This window comes from Enterococcus sp. HMSC072F02 (genome assembly GCF_001837725.1).
Classification (GTDB): domain Bacteria; phylum Bacillota; class Bacilli; order Lactobacillales; family Enterococcaceae; genus Enterococcus_B; species Enterococcus_B lactis.
In genome coordinates this window covers 1-21,814 of record NZ_KV833969.1, presented here as the reverse complement: position 1 = coordinate 21,814, position 21,814 = coordinate 1, and the positions used below count along the sequence as shown (strand labels likewise).

The window sequence follows — 21,814 nt, the reverse complement described above, 5'->3', positions numbered from 1 at the left end:
AGTCATTCAATTCCTCGGATTTATTAGTCTTCGCTAACGAAAGGTAGCAAGCCCATGATACGTGCGCGTTTGATTGCAACAGTAATTTTACGTTGGTTTTTAGCGCCTGTACCAGTTACACGACGTGGCAAGATTTTACCGCGTTCTGAAATAAATCTTTTTAGTAATTCGATATCTTTATAATCGATATATTCAATATGGTTAGCAGCAATGTAGTCTACTTTACGACGTTTACGTCCGCCTCTTCTTTGTTGTGCCATTCTATTTCCCTCCTATCAAATTCGTTTAGAATGGTAAATCATCATCTGAAATGTCGATCGTTGAACTTGAGCCGAATGGGTCAGAAGTATCACGGTCGAAATCAGGCATACCGTTGGATGATTGAGATGTTTGATTAGAGTTATTGTTTCCGCCAAATCCGCCAGCTGATTGACCAGAACTTTGGAATCCGCCGCTTTGTTGGCGATTTTCAGATGCAGAACGACTTTCCAGCAATTGGAAGTTGTCAGCTACTACTTCTGTTACGTATACACGTTGTCCTTGCTGATTATCATAAGAACGAGTTTGGATACGTCCAGTAACACCTAAAAGTGTTCCTTTACGAGCATAGTTTGCTAAAGTTTCTGCTGATTTGCGCCAAATCACACAGTTGATAAAATCAGCCTCGCGATTGCCGCTTTGGTTTGTAAAATTACGATTCACAGCCAAAGTAAATGTTGCGACTGCCGTACCACTTGCTGTGTAACGCAAATCTGGATCTTTCGTCAGACGTCCAACTAATACAACATTATTAATCAAAATAGTCATCTCCTCTCATCGTTTTTCTATTGTTTCACATGAAACAACAATTAAGCTTCTTCTTTAACAATCATGTGACGAATGATATCGTCGTTGATTTTAGCAAGACGGTCAAATTCACTGACAGCATTTGCTGATGATGGAGAAGATACTTTAACGATGTGATAGATACCTTCACGGTAACCGTTCATTTCATAAGCGAAACGGCGTTTTTCCCAATCTTTTGATTCGATAACTTCTGCTCCGTTATCTTTCAAGATTGCATCGAAACGTTCGATTAAAGCAGTTTTTGCTTCTTCATCAATGTTTGGACGAATAATGTACATGATTTCATATTTCGTGTTTTCCATTGATATTCACCTCCCTGTGGACTTTCGGCTCTTAGGTTCCTAAGAGCAAGGAGAGTTATCTAATTAATTAGACTACTCACAAGCTTTGATTATACACTCTATTTTGGTCAAAAGCAATACAGAATAAACAGTTTCAAATATTTTAAGAGAAATTCAATTAATCAAAAAAGCTAGCAGGAATAACCAGATTTTTTAATCGGTCATTCTTGCTAGCTTACACACTTAGTCTTGATGGTTATTCTTCTGTTGCTTGCTCTTCAACTGTTTGTTCTACCGCTTCTGGCTCGACTGCTGCCATTGTGACGACTTTCGTATCAGCTTCCATCTTCATCAAACGTACACCCAATGTTGAACGTCCAGTTTGAGAAACAGTCGATACGTTGAAACGGATAATCACACCTTTATCTGTAATTAGCATGATGTCTTCATTTCCAGAAACAGTGGTCAATCCGGCTAGTGGACCATTTTTTTCAGTGATATTCGCCGTTTTGATCCCTTTACCTCCGCGGCCTTTCACTGGATATTCCGATACTTTGGTCCGTTTTCCGTAACCTTTTTCTGTAATCACCAGTACTTCTTGGTCTTCCTTCATCAAGGCTGCCCCAACGACGTAATCTTCCTCACGCAGACGTATCCCTCTGACGCCGGAAGCTGTACGTCCCATATCGCGGACTGCTTCTTCTTTGAAGGTCACAGAGTAGCCGTTATGTGTGCCAATGATGATATTTGACTGTCCGTCTGTCAATAGAACATTGACTAATTCGTCATCTTCTTTCAAACCAATTGCAATCAGGCCATTGCTTCGAATGTTAGCGAAAGCAGTGACAGACGTACGTTTAACTGTACCTTGACGCGTCGTAAAGAAAAGATAGTGGCCTTCTTCTGCTTCTCCCGTCACCGCAATAATTGCTTGGATGCTTTCACTCGAGTCGATACCCAGCAAATTGATGATTGGGATTCCTTTGGCTGTACGCCCGTATTCTGGAATTTCGTATCCTTTTGCCCGATACACTTTTCCGTTATTCGTAAAGAATAACAATGTATCATGGGTAGAACAAGAAACTAGATTCTTGACGAAGTCGTCATTGTGGATACCCATTCCTTGGACACCACGCCCGCCTCTTCGTTGAGCTCTGAATTCATTATTTGCCAAACGTTTGATATAACCATTGTTTGTCAATGTAATAACGATTTCTTCTTCTTCAATCAAATCTTCATCTTCTAGACTTAAGACCTCACCGACTAGTAATTCTGTGCGTCGTTTATCACCAAATCGTTGATTCAAGTCTGCTAATTCATTCTTGATGATTTCTGTGACACGTTCGGGTCTTGCCAGAATGTCAGTCAAATCTTCAATCAGTTTCAATAGTTCTTGATATTCATTTTCGATTTTTTCCCGTTCCAAACCGGTCAATCGACGCAAACGCATATCTAAGATAGCTTGTGATTGGCGATCGGATAAATCGAACCGTTCGATCATTGTTGCTTTTGCTTCGTCATCTGATTTAGACCCGCGGATAATCGCAATGATTTCATCGATATGATCCAAAGCAATACGCAAACCTTCTAAGATGTGTGCTCTTGCTTCTGCTTTTTCTTTTTCAAAGACCGTCCGTCGTGTGATGACTTCGCGTTGATGTTCGATATAATTTTCAAGGATTTGTTTCAAACTTAAAACTTTCGGCACGCCTTTTTCGATTGCCAACATATTGAATCCGAATGAATTCTGCAAGGATGTCAATTTGTATAAGTTATTCAAAATAACTGATGCGCTGGCGTCACGACGAACGTCAATGACAATTCGCATGCCTTCACGGGAAGATTCATCCCGCAAATCCGTAATTCCTTCGATACGCTTGTCTCTGTGCAACTCAGAAATCCGTTCAATCAATTTTGCTTTATTGACCATATAAGGTAATTCCGTCACGAGGATCCGTTCTTTGCCATTTGGCATCTCAGTGATCTCAACTTTTGCACGTACGGTAATAGAACCTTTACCTGTTTCATACGCTCTTCGGATTCCTGATTTTCCCATGACCAAACCACCTGTTGGAAAATCTGGTCCAGGTAATACTTCCATCAATTCATTGGTCGTCACATCAGGATTATCCATCAGCAAATCGATAGCCGCTACTACCTCAGACAAATTATGAGGTGGGATATTCGTTGCCATACCCACGGCGATCCCCGTCGTTCCGTTCACCAAAAGATTAGGGAAGCGAGCAGGTAATACAACGGGTTCTTTTTCTGTGTCATCATAGTTGCTTTGGAAATCCACAGTATTCTTATTGATATCACGCAGCATTTCTGTAGCGATTTTGCTCATCCGTGCTTCGGTATAACGCATAGCAGCGGCACCGTCACCGTCAACAGAACCAAAGTTTCCATGACCATCCACTAGCATATAACGGTAGCTAAATGGCTGCGCCATCCGTACCATTGACTCATAGATTGCACTATCCCCATGAGGATGGTATTTACCCATGACATCTCCGACGATTCTGGCAGATTTTTTATGGGCTTTATCCGGTGTCACACCTAATTCGTTCATGCCGTATAAAATACGGCGATGAACGGGTTTCAGACCATCTCTGACATCAGGCAGTGCACGTGCGACAATAACACTCATCGCATAATCGATGAAGGAGTCTTTCATTTCGCTGGTTAGATTGACATCATGGATGTTTTCTCTGATTTCTTCACTCATTCTTTTTCCTCCTTCATGATTAAATATCTAAGTTCTTCACGTAATGTGCATTTTCCTCGATGAATGCACGACGAGGTTCTACTCGATCCCCCATCAACATTTCAAATATCTGGTCTGCCGCGATAGCATCATCCACGCTGACGCGGGCCATCATTCGATTACTTGGGTCCATAGTTGTTTCCCATAGTTGATGATCATCCATTTCTCCAAGTCCTTTATACCGCTGAACACTTGGTTTTGGTGAGGCAGGAAGTGAAGCAACGACTTGTTTCAACTCTTCTTCTGCATTCTTTCCTGGTTGTACATACGTGATATTCTTCCCTTGTTTTACCCCGTATAAAGGTGGCTGAGCAATATAGACATAACCAGCTTCAACAATTGGACGCATGTAACGGTAAAAAAGAGTCAGCAACAATGTACGGATATGTGCACCGTCGACATCGGCATCAGTCATGATCACTAATTTATGATAACGAGCTTTCGATACATCGAAATCTTCTCCAAACCCTGTACCCATAGCAGTAAATAAAGACCGGATCTCTTCATTTGCCAAGATCTTGTCCATGCTTGCTTTTTCAACATTCAAGATTTTCCCACGAATAGGCAAGATGGCTTGAAATTCTCGATTACGACCTTGCTTAGCTGATCCGCCGGCCGAATCTCCTTCGACGATGAACAATTCGCATTTTTCAGGATCGTTGCTAGAGCAGTCTGCTAATTTTCCTGGCAGATTACTGATCTCTAAAGCACCTTTACGTCTCGTTACTTCACGCGCACGTTTCGCTGCTAGACGAGCTCTGGAAGCTAATAATCCTTTTTCAACGATTTGACGGCCCACACTTGGATTTTCTAGCAAGAATTTCATGAAATGCTCGCTAAATAACCGATCAGTGACTGTCCGTACTTCGGAATTGCCCAATTTTGTTTTTGTTTGTCCTTCGAATTGAGGGTCAGGATGCTTGATAGAAATAACAGCTGTCAATCCTTCTCGCACGTCTTCACCAGTCAAGTTGTCATCATTTTCTTTCATCAGCTTTTGTTTTCGGGCATAATCATTGATCACCCGAGTTAATGCAGTCTTGAATCCTGATTCATGTGTTCCGCCTTCATACGTATGGATATTGTTGGCAAAACTCATGATATTGGAATGGTAGCCGTCTGTATATTGCATAGAGACTTCAACTGCGATATCTTGCTGCTCACCTTCCAAATATACAGGTTCTGGGAAAATCACGGTTTTGTTTGCATTCAAGTATTCGACATAACTTTTGATCCCGCCATCGTAATGGTATTCATTGATGACTGGTTCTTCTTCTCTTTTGTCCTCAATCGAAATACGCATCCCGCGGTTCAAGAAAGCTAGTTCACGGATTCGGGTAGCCAATTTTGAAAAATCAAACTCAGTTGTCTCTGTAAAAATTTCAGGATCTGGCGTAAAGTGAACCGTTGTTCCATGGCGATCCGTTTGTTCAATGATCTTTAAGTCGTCCACTACAGCTCCACGACGATACTCTTGATAGTACACATTTCCTTCTTTGTATACTTTGACATCAAGTTGCGTAGAAAGTGCGTTTACGACGGAAGATCCCACTCCATGAAGACCACCGGAAACTTTGTACCCGCCACCGCCGAATTTTCCTCCAGCATGTAAAACAGTAAAGACCGTTTCAACTGCAGGACGTCCGGTTTTTGCTTGGATATCCACTGGTATCCCCCGTCCATCGTCAATAACAGTGATACTGTTGTCTTTTTCTATAATCACATGGATTTTTGTTGCAAAACCTGCTAATACTTCATCGATCGAATTATCGACGATTTCCCAAACAAGGTGATGCAGACCTTCAGAACTAGTCGAACCGATATACATACCAGGTCGTTTACGAACGGCTTCAAGTCCTTCAAGTACTTGAATCTGACTGGCATCATATTCTTTAGCGCGTTCTACTAAACTTCTTTCTTCTGTCATTCAGTTTCTTCTCCTTTTAGTTTCCCTTGTCGAACATAAAAAATCTCAGGTTCAACAGTCATTTTATTTTTTACATGGTCAAGTGTCGTCGTTGTTAAGAACGTTTGAACTTTTCCTTCGATTGTTTCCAGCAGATGGAGCTGACGATTATCATCCAGCTCGCTCATCACATCATCTAATAATAGGATCGGGTATTCCCCTGTCTCTTCTTTGATCAAATCGATTTCTGCTAATTTGACACTTAGAGCAGTCGTTCTTTGCTGTCCTTGCGATCCATAAGTCTGCACGTTTTTCTGATTAATAAAAAAGGAAAGATCGTCACGATGAGGACCAACTGTCGTCGTTCCCCGAAAAAGGTCTTTCTTTTTATTTTGATTCAAAAGTGCGAGAAATTGTTCTTGGATTTGTTCTTGCGTATGTGTTTCTAAAGAATCGACTGCGGTGAGATACTCGATTTCCAGCTGCTCTTTGTGATGTGTGATTTGCTGATGTAAAGAATTAGCCCAAAACTCCAATCGCTTGATAAACTGTGCTCTTGCTTTCAATACTTTGCTGCCAAACGCTGCTAGTTGTTCGGACAAAATATCCAAATAAAGCAAATCAGTTTGTTTTTTTTCATTCAGTTGCTTCAAGTACTGGTTTCTTTGCTTCAAAATCGCTTGGTATTGGACAAGATCATAAAGATAGATTGGATTGATCTGACCTAATTCCATATCTAAAAATTTCCGCCTGATCTGCGGGCTGCCTTTTACTAACGAAAGATCCTCTGGTGCAAATAAAATGACATTCATTTGTCCCACGTAAGTACTTAACTTTTTTTGTTCGATATGGTTGATCTTGGTTTTTCGGCCTTTTTTAGATAATAAGATTTCTAATGGGAGAGTGGATGAACCTTTTGTGATCTCTCCTTGGATCATTGCCTGATCGTCATTCCAACCAATCAATTCCTGCTCACTACTTGTCCGATGGCTTCGCGTCATAGCCAATACATAGATACTTTCCAAAAGATTCGTTTTTCCCTGCGCATTTTCACCTAAAAAAATGACCAGATTCTTGGAAAATTCGATGTTCAGCTCTTCGTAATTTCGATAATTTTTTAAATACAGCTTATTCAGCCTCATTATCGTCGTTTCCTTTTTTTACCATAAAAAAAGTTCCTACTTCTGGAACTTCAACCATCATACCGGGATAAAGCTTGCGTCCACGACGATTTTCCGGCTCGCCATCGACTAACACAGTGTTTTCTGCCAAATACCATTTTGCTTGTCCGCCACTACCGATAACGGTGGCTTCTTTCAGCATTTGACCCAACGTCATGAATTCCGTATTTAGAATGACTTGTTGTTTCAATGTCCATCCCTCATTTTCATTATTAAAAGTATACTCTATTATACCTTTTTTTCCGCAATAAAACAAATTTATCCATATATTTTTCCATATAAGACGATTTAATCTAAAAAAGGTGATTTAAACAAAAATAAACAGAAAGCCTTAAAAGAGATTTTAGGGCCTTCTGTTTAAATTTTATTTTTTCTAATTCTTTTCAATTAAATTTTCAATATCTTTGAAAATCTTTGTTAATTTGTACGTACAGGAGTGATCAATTGGATAAATTGAACGCCATCTTCCGTTGGTTCCAACGTGAATGGTCGAATAGCGGAAATAAATTTTACCTTGATACTCATATCTCCAAATGCACGCAACGCTGCTTTCATATAATCCGGGTTGAAAGAAATCTCCAATGGATCGCCACTGCTTGCTGTATAGCTCAAGCTTTCTTCTACTTTCCCGATTTCTGGAGAATTTCCGTATAAAACAACCGCATCTGGACGGATGGATAAACGAACGATATTGTTGCGGCCTTCATGAGAAAGTAAAGAAGCACGTTCGATTGCCGCTAGAAAACTAGGAACAGAAAATTCGACCTCTGTATTAAAGCTTGATGGGATCAAACGATTGGTATCAGGATAGTTTCCTTCTAACAAGCGGGAATAGAAATACATTGTTTCCGTTTTGAACAAGACTTGGTTTTCCATAATGCTGATTTCGACGATTTCTTCTTCATTTGTCAGTGAGCGAGACAATTCGATCAAACTTTTCCCAGGAATAACAATATCAAAATGATCAGCCGTTTGTTCTACTGGGATCACGCGTTGACTTAGACGGTGAGAGTCAGTAGCTACAGCTAATAAAGAATGATCAGATAAAATAAAATGCACACCCGTCAAGATCGGACGACTCTCATGCTGCGACACAGCAAAAACTGTTTCGTTGATTAGTTTAGTCAATACGTGTACTGGTAATTTCATCTGGTTGTGGCTTTCTACAACAGGAAGATGAGGATAATTATCTGCATCTAATCCATTCACGATAAAATTCGCTTTTCCAGAAGTGATCGCTACTTGTTTATTTTCTAATACTTCTAAAGTAAATGTTTCTTCAGGAAGTCTTCGAATGATTTCGCTAAAGAAACGAGCTTGTAAAACAATTGATCCGGTAGATTCGATTTGCATATTTGCTTTTTCGTTTTCAACAGACAAAAAAGTTTCAATTGATATATCAGCGTTGCTCCCCGTCAAAGTCAAACCTTCTTGTGTCAGTGTGATTTTTACACCTGTCAAAATAGGGATAGTGGTTTTGCTTGAAATAGCTCGTTGAACAGTTTGCAATTCCTGCATAAAGCTAGCTCGGTTTAAAGTAACTTTCATGATGTATCTCCTTTGAATGTTTGTTTATTTATTATTAGTTAAAAAGAATAATAAAAGTAATAGGGCATGTTGATTCTGTGGAAAACTCAAAAAACGCAAGAGAGAAACGAAAAAACAGCTGTGGAAAAAGTGTGCATAACTTTTGCTTGTTTTTTTCTTTTATCCACATGCTATTTTCAGTTGGTAGAATCGACAAATTAATTTAGTAAAAAGTTTTTGATTTCTGATACTTCATTTTGCATACTGACACTAGAATCCATCAGCTGCTGGATTTTCTCATGGGCATGGATAACCGTTGTATGATCCTTGCCGCCGAATTCAGCACCAATTTTCGGTAATGAATTATCTGTGAGCTCACGTGCCAAGTACATAGCGATTTGTCTAGGAACAACAATAGATTTGACGCGTTTCTTCCCTTTGAGATCTTTCAATTGGATGTGATAATACTTTGCCACTTCTTCTTGGATCTGCAAAATCGACAATTGAGGATGTCCTTTTCCTGATTTCAACGTTTTCAGCGCATCTGCAGCTAGACTAGTCGAAATATCTTCACTATTCATTGCAGCAAAAGCCTGTACTCGAACAAGTGCCCCTTCTAATTCACGAATATTAGAATCAATTTGACCTGCGATATAGCTCAGCGTGTCATCTGGGATCTCTAGACGTTCAGCTGCTGCTTTTTTACGCAAAATCGCTGTTCTTGTTTCAAGGTCCGGTGGCGTAATATCAACAGACAGCCCCCATGCAAAGCGAGAAACAAGGCGTTCTTGTAATTTCGGAATCTCGTTTGGCAACCGATCACTGGTTAGAACGATTTGTTTACCTTCATTGTACAAGGCATTGAAAGTATGGAAAAACTCCTCTTGCGTAGCTTCTTTTTCTGCGAAAAATTGAATATCATCTACTAATAGTAAATCAACATTTCGATATTCTTGACGGAATTCTTCTGCTGTTTTGTTTTGGATCGAATTGATGAAATCATTAGCAAAAGTTTCACTACTTACATATTTTACTTTGGCATTAGGCTGACTTTGCAGCATTTGATGACCGATTGCATGCATCAAGTGAGTCTTGCCAAGTCCTACGCCTCCATAAAAGAAGAGCGGGTTATAAATAGAACCTGGATCTTCTGCTACAACGAGCGCTGCTGCATGAGCCATCTGGTTTCCTTTACCAATGACAAACGTATCAAAGATATATTTAGGATTCAGCATGGCTTTTTTTAGCGGACTAGGTGCCGCAACTTTTGGATTTTTCTCTTCTACAACTTCTTCTTGCTCTGCTTCTTCGCCAGTAATAAAGCGAGGGATAATCTCATTTCCTGATAGCATATAACCGACTTCAACGATTTTTGTTGCCAGGTTTTTTTCCCAATATTCTTTATGAATCTTGCTAGGAACCTCAACAACGAGCTGGTTTTGATCAAGAGTTCGAGGGTTCGCTGTTTCAATCCATGTATTATAGCTAGCAGGCGATAAATCCTTTTGGTATGTTGCTTTTAATTCATTCCATAAAGCATCGAGGGATACCATATAAGGCCTCCTCCTTCATTAAAAAGTGAATAACTAGTACTAATTTAGCATTTTTTTTAATAGTTTTCCACAGAAACCGAAGAAAAAAATTTTTTAATTACAATTATCCACATAATCGACAAATAAAAAAAAGAGAAAAACACAGCTGTCAAAAAAAGTTTTCCACACCACTAATGCACAGGTGGACAACTCATAAAAATCACTAGATTTCCTCCTATACCTGTGGATAACAAATATATATTTATCAATAGTTTAGGGACAAAATGCACAGAAAAATGCCTGGTTGTGGATTACTTTTTTTACACGTGTGTTTTCTGTGTAAAAGTACCTCGTTATTATTTGTGGATAATTCCTGTGCATAACTTTTTCCACATGGGATTCCCATAGAAAAAAATAATCTTGTGGATAAGTTTTGACAATCGATCTTCTATTTTATATTGACAAAATCACTACTTTGTCGTTATACTATCAAAGTATGTCTGTGTTTATAAAATAGATAAGAACATTTTGGAGGTGGAATATATGAAAAGAACATACCAACCAAATAAACGTAAACGTCAAAAAGTTCACGGATTCCGTAAACGTATGAGTACTAAAAATGGACGTCGTGTGTTAGCTAGCCGTCGTCGTAAAGGAAGAAAAGTTCTTTCAGCTTAGGCCACTGGGGTTTCAGTGGTTTTTTTTATACTCTTTTTTAGGGAAATGATGAAAGGACAATCGTAATTATGGTATGATTATGAGCGTAAGTGAGAGATAGAAAAGGAAAGAAAACTAATGAGAAAAGCGTATCGAGTAAAAAAAGAACGAGAGTTTCAAGCCGTGTTTCATACGGGAGATTCTTTTGCTAACCGCAAATTCGTCGTTTACCGTTTGAAAAAACCGGGACAGCCTCATTTTCGAGTTGGTTTATCTGTAGGAAAAAAGGTCGGCAACGCGGTAAGCCGCAATGAAGTCAAACGAAAAATCCGAGCAGCAGTTTATTCTATAAAAGAAGAGATTGATCCGGAGTTGGATTTTATTGTGATTGCTAGACCAAGTGTGAAGGGGCTGACTTATGATGAGGTTCGCTCCAATTTAGTCCACGTCTTAAAACTTGCAAAAATAATCGACAGAGAGGAAAAGAGTAAGTGAAGAAATACAAACGTTTACTTTTGATGGCCGGTATCGTTAGTTTGGTCATCGTCTTATCCGGTTGCGGAACTGGGGAAGTCAGCGCACAAAGTACAGGAATTTGGGATCGTTATATTGTTTATTACTTTGCTGAGGCGATCAAGGCGTTGTCATTTGGTAATGCAGGGATAGGGATCATTTTATTTACATTGATCATCCGTGTGATCTTGTTGCCGCTGATGCATTTCCAAACAAAGAGCATGCGCAAGACACAAGAATTACAACCGAAATTAAAAGCACTGCAGCAACAATATAGTTCAAGAGACCCAGAAACACAAAGTAAATTAAGAGAAGAGCAACAGCGTTTATATGCGGAAAATGGAGTCAATCCATATGCTGGTTGTCTTCCTTTATTGGTACAAATGCCAATCTTGATGGCGTTATGGCAATCTATTTCCCGTGTACCTGAGTTGAAACAAGGCCATTTCTTATGGTTGAACTTAGGGAACGCGGATCCAACATTTATCTTGCCGATTCTAGCAGCAATCTTTACTTTTGCAAGTACGTATTTATCTAGCATGAGTCAGATTGAATCGAATGCATCAATGAAGATCATGAATTTCGTGATGCCTGTAATGATTTTAGTGATGGGTGTCAATTTAGCCAGCGGTCTTTCATTATACTGGGTGGTTTCCAATGCCTTCCAAGTTGTACAAACGCTGCTGATCAACAATCCTTTCAAAATTCGAAAAGAACGGGAAGAAGAAGCACGTAAAATCCGCGAAAGAGAACGTGCATTGAAGAAAGCAATGAATCCTAAGAAAAAACGGAAATAATAGGGGAGGGAATGCTAATGCCGATTTATGAAGCTGCAACAATAGATGAAGCTGTTCAACTAGGTCTAGCTGATTTGGGTTTGGCCAAAGACCAAGTTGAAATCGAAATACTGGAAGAAGGAAAAAAAGGTTTCCTAGGAATGGGCCGAAAAAATGCACGGCTTTCGATCCAGCCAAGTATCAGTGAAAAAATTTCTGAAACAGTAGAACAGACGGTAGAAGAGATTTTAGAAGAAGAACCAACAGCTGAGATCGAGGTAGTCAACGAAACGATTCTTGAAGAAAAAACAGAAGAAGTAAGTGAGCTAGGTGATGAAGCAGCTTTAACGGAATTGGCAGTCTATCTTACTGAAATTTCAAAACAGCTTGATGCTCCAGCTCTTGTCAAAATGGAAAGAGAATCCAATAATATGGTCGTTTTCCATTTAGAAACACAAAAGCAAGGGTTACTGATTGGGAAACATGGAAAAACGCTGAATGCATTGCAATATCTGGCACAAGTCTTCATCCATCGTTTAGCAAGAAATAAGCTATCTGTAGTGGTCAATGTAGGCAATTACCGTGAAAAGCGCCAAGAGATCATTCAGCGTTTAGCTGATCGCACGGCTGAAAAAGTAAAACGGACAGGACAGCCTGTTTTCTTAGAACCAATGCCTGCCTTTGAACGTAAACAAATCCATGCTGCATTAAGTAAAGATGAACATGTAAAAACACATTCGGAAGGTGAGGAACCTTATCGTTACTTAGTAGTTGAACCTGCTAAAAAATATTATTGATTCCATTACTTTTTGAATAAATCACGTTGACAAAGTTTTTCAAACCAAGTATATTTTACTAGAAATCATTCTTATCAGAGTATACGATGAAGTAGTCACTAACTTTGATAGAAAAAAGCGGAACGAAACTGTTTTCAGTTTTGCTCCGCTTTTTTTGTACCTGTTTCATTTAACCAATCGTCGTTTGGATAAATTGGATCACTGTTCCATAAGCAAAAAGTTCCAGAAAATACTTTCCATCCCGATTTCTTTGCTGATACTCAAAATGACAGTTGATCACCGCATTCGCACCATATTCAAGAACCTTCATCTTTAATTTCCTCTTCGTTGTCAAGAAAAGATCCTCTTTGGGAAAAGCTGGGTCAAACAAATCAGCTTCTAAGCATTCCACAACAAAAACGATATCGCGGACGATATATTTTTGATTGATATTTCCTGTAGATAAAACAACATCGTTGATCCGAGAATCACTTTCTTCTTTCAATGCATCAGAGTTGAACTGGCTCACTCCTTTTCTCCTTTCAAAAGTGTATAGTTTAGATAGCGCTACCATTTAGTGTACCGTTTTTTTTAAGAAAGATAAAGCCTTGTTTATACAGTATTTTCTCTTCGAATAAACCGAAGAACACAAAGAGACATCCAAAGTCAATTAAATGTAAGGTAATGGAATCAGGTGAGGTACAACTTCATATAACTTGTTTTAAACACTTGATTCCTTATAGCAAGTGTGATAACCTATGACCAGAATTTAATCAAGAACAAGCAGTCAAAGTGCGAAGTTCACCGTTTATTATGCATAAAGGGTGGAGTGGGCACTTTTTTTGTGCGCAAAATGAAAAAGGAAGTGAAAAAATGGCTGAAATTACTTTAGAATTTGATACGATTGCGGCAATTTCTACCCCGCCTGGAGAAGGGGCAATCAGTATCGTTCGTTTAAGTGGCGATCAAGCTGTGCAACTAGCAGATAAAGTTTATCATTCTGGGAATAAACGACTATCTGAAGTACCAAGCCATACGATTCATTATGGACATATCGTTGATCCTAAGAGCGATCAGCTAGTCGATGAAGTCATGGTCTCTGTGATGAGAGCACCAAAGACATTTACGCGGGAAGATGTAGTAGAAATCAATTGTCACGGCGGGATCGTCGTAGTCAATCAAATTTTGCAGTTATTGTTAAGAGAAGGGGCAAGATTAGCTGAGCCAGGCGAATTCACAAAACGGGCATTCTTGAATGGTCGTGTTGACCTTTCACAGGCAGAAGCTGTGATGGATTTGATTCGGGCAAAAACAGACAAAGCAATGGGGTTAGCCCTTAATCAGTTAGACGGCAATCTGTCTGCTTTGATCCGCTCATTGAGACAAGAGATTTTAGAGACATTAGCTCAAGTAGAAGTAAATATTGATTATCCCGAATATGACGACGTCGAAGAATTGACTACGAAGTTATTGCTTGAAAAAGCACAGATGATCCAACAAAGAATCCAAGCACTACTTGCTACGTCCAAGCAAGGAAAGGTTCTGCGGGAAGGGTTAAGTACGGCGATCATCGGTCGGCCAAATGTCGGCAAATCAAGCTTGTTAAACCATTTGTTAAGAGAAGAAAAAGCCATCGTTACGGACATTGCAGGAACGACTCGAGATGTAATCGAAGAGTATGTCAATGTTCGAGGCGTACCGCTCAAGCTAATCGATACAGCTGGAATTCGGGAAACAGAAGATGTGGTGGAACGTATCGGGGTCGAAAGAAGCCGTAAAGCATTAGCAGAAGCAGACTTGATCTTACTTGTTCTAAACCAAAGCGAACCACTGACAGCAGAAGATGAACAATTACTGGAAGCGACAAGTGGATTGAAACGGATCATTCTTCTAAATAAAACAGATTTGCCAGCACAGTTGGAACAAGAAAAATTGAACAAATGGAACGAAAATGAACCAGTTTTTTCAATTTCCGTAGCTAAAAACGACGGACTAGATCGTTTGGAATCAGCTATTTCTGATTTATTCTTCAGCGGAGAAACAGGAGAAAGAGACGCTACTTATGTTTCCAATACCCGCCATATCGCATTGTTAGAAAAAGCTTCCCTGTCACTTGAAGAAGTCATTGCAGGTATTGATGCAGGAATGCCTGTGGATCTCGTTCAAATCGATATGACGCGTTGCTGGGACTATCTAGGAGAAGTGGTTGGCGATAGTGTACAAGATGAATTGATCACTCAATTATTCAGTCAATTTTGTTTAGGAAAATAAAAGGAGGAACAAACGATTGAAACATTATGAAGCAGATGCGTATGACGTGATCGTTGTCGGCGCAGGACATGCCGGTTCAGAAGCTGCACTTGCTGCTGCACGTATGGGCTCAAAAACGTTATTACTGACAATAAATTTGGATATGGTAGCATTCATGCCATGTAATCCTTCTGTAGGCGGACCAGCTAAAGGCGTTGTTGTTCGAGAAATCGATGCGCTAGGTGGAGAAATGGGTAAGAATATCGATAAAACCTATATCCAAATGCGTATGTTGAACACAGGAAAAGGTCCAGCTGTCCGAGCATTGCGAGCACAAGCAGACAAACATGCTTATTCAACAGAAATGAAACATACAATCGAAAAAGAACCAAATTTGACATTAAGACAAGGAATCGTCGAAGAACTGATCGTCGAAGATGGTGTTTGTCATGGTGTAGTGACTTCCACAGGAGCGAGCTATCGGGCAAAAGCAGTTGTTATTACAGCCGGAACAGCACTTCGCGGAGAAATCATTATCGGTGAATTAAAATATTCATCAGGTCCGAATAACTCTCAACCTTCTATTGGACTAGCGAATCATCTAAAAGAACTTGGCTTTGCTATCGAACGGTTCAAAACAGGAACACCGCCTCGAGTAAAATCAAGTACGATCGATTATTCTGTTACAGAAGAACAACCTGGTGACAAAGAGCCGAATCATTTTAGCTTCAGCACACCAGATAGTGCCTATAAACTAGATCAGGAATCTTGCTGGCTAACCTATACAGGTGAGACGACTCACCAAATCATTCGAGACAACTTACATCGTGCCCCAATGTTTACAGGGATCGTTGAAGGGGTAGGCGCTCGCTATTGTCCATCCATCGAAGATAAGATTGTGCGTTTTGCAGACAAACCACGTCACCAACTATTTTTAGAACCAGAAGGCTTGAACACAGAAGAAGTCTATGTTCAAGGGTTATCTACTTCTTTACCAGAAGATGTCCAAGTCGACATGCTTCATTCCATCGCCGGTTTGGAAAAAGTAGAAATGATGCGTACAGGATATGCTATCGAATATGACGTAGTAGAACCACACCAACTCCGTCCGACATTAGAAACTAAAGTCGTTGAAAATCTTTATACAGCTGGACAAACAAATGGTACAAGCGGGTATGAAGAAGCGGCTGGACAAGGACTGATTGCTGGTATCAATGCAGCTTTGAAAGTTCAAGGAAAAGAGCCTTTAGTGATCAAACGAAGTGATGGTTACATCGGTGTCATGATCGATGATTTGGTGACAAAAGGAACGAACGAGCCTTACCGTTTGCTGACTTCACGTGCTGAATACCGTCTGCTTTTACGTCATGATAATGCAGATTTGCGATTGACAGAAATGGGTCACCGTGTGGGCTTAGTAAAAGAGGACCAATACAAGGCTTATTTGAAGAAAAAAGAAGCAGTTGAACAAGAAATCAAACGTTTGATGAATGTACGGATCAAACCAACAGAAGAAGTTCAAGCCTTTTTAGCGACGATTAATGCGGCACCTCTAAAAGATGGCGTACTAGCAAGCGACTTTTTAAGACGCCCTGAGATTACTTATGCAGATCTTCTACGGTTTATTCCAGAGAATGAAGAATTAACACGAAAAGAAATCGAACAAGTAGAAATCCAAATCAAATATGAAGGCTACATCAAAAAAGCCATGGAAAAAGTAGAAAAATTAAAACGCATGGAAGCGAAAAAGATTCCAGAAAACATCGACTACGCAGCAATCAACGGATTAGCAACAGAAGCAAAACAAAAATTGCAGAAAATCCAACCAGAAACAATTGCCCAAGCTAGCCGGATCAGCGGAGTAAATCCTGCAGATCTAAGCATCTTAATGGTCTATATCGAACAAGGGAAGATTGCGAAAGTCAGTGAACCAGCGTAATACGTAATAATAAATAGAAGAGAGAACCAGTTTTTGCAGAAATTGCTCAAAGCTAGTTCTCTCTTCTATGTGTATTTTATGAGTGCCATAATAGAAAGAAAAAATCTATCGGCGTTTCTTACTTTTCAAATTTTTAAGAATCCATATGGAAGGATTGCATGTCTTGGAATTTTGCGTTAAAGTAGGGAGAGAATCTGTGAAACAATTGCTGTTTCACAATGAAAGGAATAATTATGATACCAGAAGAATTTCGCCAATCTTTGGCAGAAAAAGGGATAGAGCTTACCGATCATCAAATGGAACAATTTGCTATCTATTATCGGACATTAGTCGAATGGAACGAAAAAATGAATCTTACAGCCATTACGGATGAAAAAGACGTATACCTGAAGCATTTTTACGATTCGCTTACGTTAGCATTTGAAGTAGACTTTACGCAACCTTTATCTTTATGCGATGTCGGTTCAGGAGCAGGATTTCCTAGCGTACCTTTAAAAATTGCCTTTCCCGAATTGCAGATAACGATTGTTGATTCTCTGAATAAAAGAATAACCTTCCTGTCTGAACTAACTCGATTATTAGGAATTGATGCTTCCTTATATCATGACCGGGCAGAAACATTTGGACAAAATCCTCAATTTCGTGCATCATTTGACCTTGTCACTGCTCGTGCAGTTGCTCGTTTGAATGTGTTAGCAGAATTGTGTTTGCCCTTGGCTAAACAAGAAGGCTATTTTTATGCATTGAAAGCAGCAAAAAGTGAAGAGGAACTGACAGAAGCAAAACAAGCGATTGCTTTATTAGGTGGTAAATTCCTCAAAGAAGAGGCAGTTACCTTGCCGAATGTCTCTGACCAACGGCATATTATCGTCATTCAAAAAAAGAAAATAACCCCAAAGAAATACCCAAGAAAGCCCGGTCTGCCTAATAAGCAGCCAATCAAATAGGAGGAGAAGAGATGGCACAAATAATATCTGTTGCGAACCAAAAAGGTGGCGTCGGCAAAACAACGACGACGGTAAATCTAGGTGCTTGTCTTGCCAGCCTTGGCAAAAAAGTGTTGCTAGTGGATATGGATGCACAAGGAAATGCTACCAGTGGTGTCGGGATCAGAAAACCCGATGTGACAAAAGACATCTATGACGTTCTAGTCAATGAATTGCCAATTGATGAGGCGACGTTGATCACTGAACATGAAAATTTGAGTATTGTGCCTGCGACTCTCCAATTAGCAGGAGCAGAGATCGAATTGACATCAATGATGGCAAGAGAATCAAGATTAAAAGGATCTTTAGCAGAAGTCAGCAGCCAGTATGATTATATTTTGATCGATTGTCCGCCTTCTCTTGGCCATTTGACAATCAATTCATTTACAGCAAGTGATTCGATTTTGATACCTGTTCAGTGTGAATATTACGCATTGGAAGGATTAAGCCAATTACTGAATACGGTTCGTTTAGTCCAAAAGCACTTCAATCCAGAATTGGAAATAGAAGGTGTCTTGCTGACCATGTATGATGCACGAACAAATCTGGGAAATGAAGTCGTAGAAGAAGTACGCAAATACTTCCGCGAAAAAGTCTATGAAACAATCATCCCAAGAAATATTCGTTTATCAGAAGCACCTAGTCATGGAAAACCGATCATCGACTACGATCCACGTTCTCGGGGAGCTGAAGTCTACCAAGCATTGGCAAAGGAAGTGGTAAGTCGTGAAGAAAAGTAAAGGATTAGGCCGAGGAATCGATGCATTGTTCCAAGATTTAGAAAACTTAGAGACGGTGGATGTAAAAGATGATACCGTGGTCCAGTTGCCATTGAATGAGCTGCGTCCAAATCCGTATCAGCCTCGTAAGACATTTGAAGAAGTATCTTTGCAAGAACTAGCTAATTCTATTGAACAATCAGGCGTCTTCCAACCAATCATCGTACGCCGTTCTGCAGTAAAAGGATATGAGATCATCGCAGGAGAAAGACGTTTTCGAGCGTCCAAACTAGCTGAAAAAGAAACGATCCCTGCTATCGTCAGAGACTTTGACGAAGAAGCAATGATGCAAGTAGCCGTGTTGGAAAACCTGCAACGGGAAGATCTGAATCCATTAGAAGAAGCAGAAGCGTATGAAATGCTGATGAAAAATCTGAAACTGACACAAGCAGAAGTGGCTAGTCGTTTAGGAAAGAGCAGACCTTATATCGCCAATTATTTGCGCTTGCTTTCTTTACCAGATCTTGTTAAGGAAATGGTGCAAGATCAACGTTTATCTATGGGACAAGCTCGTACGCTGTTAGGCTTGAAAAACAAATCATTGATCTTGAAATTAGCCAATCGTGCAGTAACTGAAAATTTAACTGTCCGCCAACTGGAACAGATCGTTTCTGAATTAAATCAAAACGATGGAAAAGAAAAGAAAAAAATCCCAAGGCTAGCAAAGGAAAAACCCTATTATATCCGAGAAAGCGAAGATCGTTTGATGGATAAATTCGGTACGAGCGTAGCTATCCAAGAAAAAAACGGGAAAGGTAAGATCGAGATCGAATACCTTTCTCAAAAAGATTTGACACGAATTCTTGATATCTTGAATATTCAATTTGATGAAGAATAAACAAAAAGGAGGCTATTTTTATGTACGACTTGCACGATATCGTTGAAATGAAAAAACCTCACGCTTGTCAGACGAACCGCTGGGAAGTCATTCGAATGGGCGCAGATATCAAAATCAGATGTATGAATTGCGGACATATCGTCATGATGACCCGTCGAGATTTTGAAAAGAAATTAAAAAAAGTAATTGAAAAAAATGCAGAGAAAGAGTGAATAAATTTATGGCATTGACTGCTGGAATTGTTGGGTTGCCCAACGTAGGAAAATCAACTTTGTTTAATGCGATCACAAAAGCAGGAGCAGAAGCAGCAAACTATCCCTTTGCGACGATCGACCCTAACGTAGGGATGGTAGAAGTACCTGACTGGCGTTTGCAACGCTTAACAGAACTTGTACATCCGAAAAAAACTGTTCCGACGACTTTTGAATTTACAGATATTGCTGGGATCGTAAAAGGCGCTAGTAAAGGAGAAGGTTTGGGGAATCAATTCTTAAGCCATATCCGCCAAGTAGATGCTATTTGTCACGTTGTCCGCTGTTTTGATGATGATAATATCACTCACGTAGAAGGACGCGTCGATCCACTAGAAGATATTGATACAATCAACTTGGAACTAGTGTTAGCAGACTTGGAATCTATCAACAAACGCTATACTCGTGTAGCAAAAGTTGCTAAAACCAAAGATAAAGATGCAGTGGCAGAGCTAGCTGTATTGGACAAAATCAAACCTGTACTGGAAGAAGGAAAATCTGCTCGAACGATCGAATTCACAGAAGAAGAACAAAAAATCGTTAAATCACTATTCTTATTGACGACAAAACCGATTCTTTACGTAGCAAATGTGTCAGAAGATGATGTGGCAGATGCAGATGCGAATCATTATGTACAAGAAGTGCGCAACTTTGCGGCAGAAGAAAATGCAGAAGTGATCGTGGTCAGTGCTCGTGCAGAAGAAGAAATCACAGAATTAGATGAAGAAGACAAAGCAGAATTTCTAGAAGCTTTAGGAATCGAAGAATCAGGTTTGGATCAGTTGATCCGTGCCGCTTATGATTTGTTAGGCTTAGCTACTTACTTTACTGCTGGGGAACAAGAAGTACGTGCTTGGACATTCAAAAAAGGAATCAAAGCGCCGCAAGCAGCAGGAATCATCCATTCAGATTTCGAACGCGGATTTATCCGTGCGGAAACTGTCTCTTTTGAAGACTTGGATCATTATGGAAACATGCATGCAGCAAAAGAAGCTGGGCGTGTTCGATTAGAAGGAAAAGATTATGTTGTACAAGACGGCGACGTAATGTTATTCCGCTTTAATGTGTAAAAGGGCTATCAAACTAGCTGTAGAATATGGTAGAATGTCTTTTGTGACGACCGTTGAGAAAAGGAACGGCTAAGGAGGACTATTAGATAATGGAACCAGAACAATTACGAGAAATCGTAAAAGAAAACAATAGTTTAGAAACAAAATTAACCAAAAGAAATCAACAGTACATTTTTGATTTGAAAAAATCTTTAGAAGCAGCGAATTTGTCTGAAGAAGAAAAAGTAAAAGCCCTTCATGACATTCTGCCTACTTTAGTTGCAGAACAAAAAGGCGGAAAAACAGCTCGCCAATTGTTCGGGACAGTCTCTGAAAGAACGGAAGCAATCATCAATAAACCAGCAGAAATACAAAATACATCGACCCCTTTATTGATGTGGTTGGATAATACATTACTACTGCTTGGTCTATTAAGTATCATGATCGCGATTACCGGATTGTTTTCACGTGGAACAACGCCAGCTTATGGCTTCTCTACACTCGTTCTAGGTTCTGCAATCGGGGGCTGGGTCTTTTATATGATGTACAAGTACATCTATCAGTATGAATATCCGGGAGCAGATCGAAGCAAGAAACCAGGAATGGGTAAAACATTGCTTATCCTAGGTGGAACGACACTTCTTTGGGTCGTGCTGTTTTCTGCGACAACGCTATTGCCGCCAGTTATCAATCCAGTATTAGATCCGATAGTAGTTATCATCATCGGAGCAGCTGCTTTAGCCGTCCGTTACTACTTGAAGAAAAAGTATGGGATCATTGGAAGTTTATCCGTTCCAAGAAGATAAACCAGAAAGCAGAGTAGTAGCTTTACTAAATATTGAGAGGTAGTAAAGGACCTCATTCCGTTTATCCATAGTTAAATAATAGTAAGGGGCTGTGACAAAAGTCTTGTCGCAGCTCCTTTTTTCGAATAAACGGTGTTCAAAAGCTTGCATCTGC

The 21,814-nt window shown here is 39.8% G+C and carries 22 protein-coding genes; 12 read left to right on the top strand and 10 right to left on the bottom strand.

The annotated features are described in order from the left end of the window. Positions 1–23: 23 nt before the first annotated feature. From rpsR to dnaA, 9 genes are all read right to left on the bottom strand, one after another. On the bottom strand, positions 24–260 hold the full coding sequence (gene rpsR / locus HMPREF2731_RS11740) for a 30S ribosomal protein S18 (RefSeq protein WP_002288370.1): 237 nt from the start codon (positions 258–260) through the stop codon (positions 24–26). A 25-nt stretch (positions 261–285) separates the two neighbouring features. Next, the gene (gene ssb / locus HMPREF2731_RS11735) at positions 286–798 is read right to left on the bottom strand and encodes a single-stranded DNA-binding protein (protein ID WP_002288368.1); all 513 of its coding nucleotides are present in this window, start codon (positions 796–798) and stop codon (positions 286–288) included. A gap of 50 nt (positions 799–848) precedes the next feature. Continuing rightward, positions 849–1,148, bottom strand: a complete 300-nt coding sequence (gene rpsF / locus HMPREF2731_RS11730) for a 30S ribosomal protein S6 (RefSeq protein ID WP_002293129.1) — start codon at positions 1,146–1,148, stop codon at positions 849–851. Positions 1,149–1,383: 235 nt separating this feature from the next. Beyond that, positions 1,384–3,855, bottom strand: coding sequence for a DNA gyrase subunit A (gene gyrA / locus HMPREF2731_RS11725; RefSeq protein WP_002293127.1), 2,472 nt, complete (start codon positions 3,853–3,855; stop codon positions 1,384–1,386). 19 nt (positions 3,856–3,874) lie between these two features. Beyond that, the gene (gyrB, locus tag HMPREF2731_RS11720; protein WP_002288364.1) at positions 3,875–5,821 is read right to left on the bottom strand and encodes a DNA topoisomerase (ATP-hydrolyzing) subunit B; all 1,947 of its coding nucleotides are present in this window, start codon (positions 5,819–5,821) and stop codon (positions 3,875–3,877) included. Continuing rightward, a complete protein-coding gene (gene recF, locus HMPREF2731_RS11715; RefSeq protein WP_002293126.1) occupies positions 5,818–6,942 on the bottom strand; it encodes a DNA replication/repair protein RecF in 1,125 nt (374 codons plus the stop codon). The genes gyrB and recF overlap by 4 nt, the downstream gene beginning before the upstream one ends. Continuing rightward, entirely contained in the window at positions 6,929–7,171 is a 243-nt protein-coding gene (gene yaaA, locus HMPREF2731_RS11710) for a S4 domain-containing protein YaaA (protein WP_002293125.1), read from the bottom strand. The genes recF and yaaA overlap by 14 nt, the downstream gene beginning before the upstream one ends. A gap of 227 nt (positions 7,172–7,398) precedes the next feature. Next, on the bottom strand, positions 7,399–8,529 hold the full coding sequence (gene dnaN, locus HMPREF2731_RS11705) for a DNA polymerase III subunit beta (protein ID WP_002293124.1): 1,131 nt from the start codon (positions 8,527–8,529) through the stop codon (positions 7,399–7,401). 197 nt (positions 8,530–8,726) lie between these two features. After that, positions 8,727–10,061, bottom strand: a complete 1,335-nt coding sequence (dnaA, locus tag HMPREF2731_RS11700; protein ID WP_070873052.1) for a chromosomal replication initiator protein DnaA — start codon at positions 10,059–10,061, stop codon at positions 8,727–8,729. 522 nt (positions 10,062–10,583) lie between these two features. Between dnaA and rpmH the strand changes: the two genes are divergently transcribed. The 4 genes from rpmH (at position 10,584) to jag (ending at position 12,783) form a co-directional block, all read left to right on the top strand. After that, positions 10,584–10,718: a 50S ribosomal protein L34 gene (gene rpmH / locus HMPREF2731_RS11695; RefSeq protein ID WP_002293121.1), complete on the top strand. Its 135-nt coding sequence runs from the start codon at positions 10,584–10,586 to the stop codon at positions 10,716–10,718. Between the two features lie 117 nt (positions 10,719–10,835). Then, complete coding sequence (gene rnpA / locus HMPREF2731_RS11690) at positions 10,836–11,192, top strand: ribonuclease P protein component (RefSeq protein WP_002293120.1); 357 nt, start codon at positions 10,836–10,838, stop codon at positions 11,190–11,192. After that, positions 11,189–12,007, top strand: a complete 819-nt coding sequence (locus HMPREF2731_RS11685) for a YidC/Oxa1 family membrane protein insertase (RefSeq protein WP_002309900.1) — start codon at positions 11,189–11,191, stop codon at positions 12,005–12,007. The genes rnpA and HMPREF2731_RS11685 overlap by 4 nt, the downstream gene beginning before the upstream one ends. A gap of 17 nt (positions 12,008–12,024) precedes the next feature. After that, entirely contained in the window at positions 12,025–12,783 is a 759-nt protein-coding gene (gene jag, locus HMPREF2731_RS11680; protein ID WP_002293118.1) for an RNA-binding cell elongation regulator Jag/EloR, read from the top strand. A gap of 169 nt (positions 12,784–12,952) precedes the next feature. On the opposite strand, the gene HMPREF2731_RS11675 is transcribed toward jag, so the two are convergent. After that, complete coding sequence (locus HMPREF2731_RS11675; protein ID WP_073357676.1) at positions 12,953–13,336, bottom strand: hypothetical protein; 384 nt, start codon at positions 13,334–13,336, stop codon at positions 12,953–12,955. A gap of 299 nt (positions 13,337–13,635) precedes the next feature. On the opposite strand from HMPREF2731_RS11675, the gene mnmE reads away from it, so the two are divergent. The 8 genes from mnmE to HMPREF2731_RS11635 all read left to right on the top strand — a co-directional run bounded on the left by mnmE (position 13,636) and on the right by HMPREF2731_RS11635 (position 21,660). Then, on the top strand, positions 13,636–15,033 hold the full coding sequence (mnmE, locus tag HMPREF2731_RS11670; protein ID WP_002293113.1) for a tRNA uridine-5-carboxymethylaminomethyl(34) synthesis GTPase MnmE: 1,398 nt from the start codon (positions 13,636–13,638) through the stop codon (positions 15,031–15,033). 16 nt (positions 15,034–15,049) lie between these two features. Next, complete coding sequence (mnmG, locus tag HMPREF2731_RS11665) at positions 15,050–16,951, top strand: tRNA uridine-5-carboxymethylaminomethyl(34) synthesis enzyme MnmG (RefSeq protein WP_002293110.1); 1,902 nt, start codon at positions 15,050–15,052, stop codon at positions 16,949–16,951. A gap of 233 nt (positions 16,952–17,184) precedes the next feature. Next, the gene (gene rsmG / locus HMPREF2731_RS11660) at positions 17,185–17,898 is read left to right on the top strand and encodes a 16S rRNA (guanine(527)-N(7))-methyltransferase RsmG (protein WP_002293109.1); all 714 of its coding nucleotides are present in this window, start codon (positions 17,185–17,187) and stop codon (positions 17,896–17,898) included. 11 nt (positions 17,899–17,909) lie between these two features. Next, on the top strand, positions 17,910–18,677 hold the full coding sequence (locus tag HMPREF2731_RS11655; RefSeq protein WP_002293108.1) for a ParA family protein: 768 nt from the start codon (positions 17,910–17,912) through the stop codon (positions 18,675–18,677). Continuing rightward, positions 18,664–19,554, top strand: coding sequence for a ParB/RepB/Spo0J family partition protein (locus tag HMPREF2731_RS11650; RefSeq protein WP_002293107.1), 891 nt, complete (start codon positions 18,664–18,666; stop codon positions 19,552–19,554). The genes HMPREF2731_RS11655 and HMPREF2731_RS11650 overlap by 14 nt, the downstream gene beginning before the upstream one ends. A 20-nt stretch (positions 19,555–19,574) precedes the next feature. Next, on the top strand, positions 19,575–19,766 hold the full coding sequence (locus HMPREF2731_RS11645) for a DUF951 domain-containing protein (protein ID WP_002293106.1): 192 nt from the start codon (positions 19,575–19,577) through the stop codon (positions 19,764–19,766). A gap of 8 nt (positions 19,767–19,774) precedes the next feature. Further along, positions 19,775–20,875 (top strand): redox-regulated ATPase YchF, encoded by a 1,101-nt coding sequence (gene ychF / locus HMPREF2731_RS11640; protein WP_070873050.1) that lies wholly within the window; start codon positions 19,775–19,777, stop codon positions 20,873–20,875. A gap of 89 nt (positions 20,876–20,964) precedes the next feature. Continuing rightward, positions 20,965–21,660, top strand: a complete 696-nt coding sequence (locus HMPREF2731_RS11635) for a DUF1129 domain-containing protein (protein ID WP_002293104.1) — start codon at positions 20,965–20,967, stop codon at positions 21,658–21,660. The last annotated feature ends 154 nt before the right edge of the window (positions 21,661–21,814 follow it).

Coding starts and splice junctions, on each gene's coding strand:
- HMPREF2731_RS11645 (WP_002293106.1), top strand. CDS start 19,575: ATGTACGACTTGCACGATATCGTTGAAATGAAAAAACCTCACGCTTGT.
- recF (WP_002293126.1), bottom strand. CDS start 6,942: ATGAGGCTGAATAAGCTGTATTTAAAAAATTATCGAAATTACGAAGAG.
- rpsF (WP_002293129.1), bottom strand. CDS start 1,148: ATGGAAAACACGAAATATGAAATCATGTACATTATTCGTCCAAACATT.
- HMPREF2731_RS11635 (WP_002293104.1), top strand. CDS start 20,965: ATGGAACCAGAACAATTACGAGAAATCGTAAAAGAAAACAATAGTTTA.
- HMPREF2731_RS11655 (WP_002293108.1), top strand. CDS start 17,910: ATGGCACAAATAATATCTGTTGCGAACCAAAAAGGTGGCGTCGGCAAA.
- gyrA (WP_002293127.1), bottom strand. CDS start 3,855: ATGAGTGAAGAAATCAGAGAAAACATCCATGATGTCAATCTAACCAGC.
- dnaN (WP_002293124.1), bottom strand. CDS start 8,529: ATGAAAGTTACTTTAAACCGAGCTAGCTTTATGCAGGAATTGCAAACT.
- rnpA (WP_002293120.1), top strand. CDS start 10,836: ATGAGAAAAGCGTATCGAGTAAAAAAAGAACGAGAGTTTCAAGCCGTG.
- rsmG (WP_002293109.1), top strand. CDS start 17,185: ATGATACCAGAAGAATTTCGCCAATCTTTGGCAGAAAAAGGGATAGAG.
- ychF (WP_070873050.1), top strand. CDS start 19,775: ATGGCATTGACTGCTGGAATTGTTGGGTTGCCCAACGTAGGAAAATCA.
- gyrB (WP_002288364.1), bottom strand. CDS start 5,821: ATGACAGAAGAAAGAAGTTTAGTAGAACGCGCTAAAGAATATGATGCC.
- mnmE (WP_002293113.1), top strand. CDS start 13,636: ATGGCTGAAATTACTTTAGAATTTGATACGATTGCGGCAATTTCTACC.
- HMPREF2731_RS11675 (WP_073357676.1), bottom strand. CDS start 13,336: ATGGTAGCGCTATCTAAACTATACACTTTTGAAAGGAGAAAAGGAGTG.
- rpsR (WP_002288370.1), bottom strand. CDS start 260: ATGGCACAACAAAGAAGAGGCGGACGTAAACGTCGTAAAGTAGACTAC.
- jag (WP_002293118.1), top strand. CDS start 12,025: ATGCCGATTTATGAAGCTGCAACAATAGATGAAGCTGTTCAACTAGGT.
- rpmH (WP_002293121.1), top strand. CDS start 10,584: ATGAAAAGAACATACCAACCAAATAAACGTAAACGTCAAAAAGTTCAC.
- dnaA (WP_070873052.1), bottom strand. CDS start 10,061: ATGGTATCCCTCGATGCTTTATGGAATGAATTAAAAGCAACATACCAA.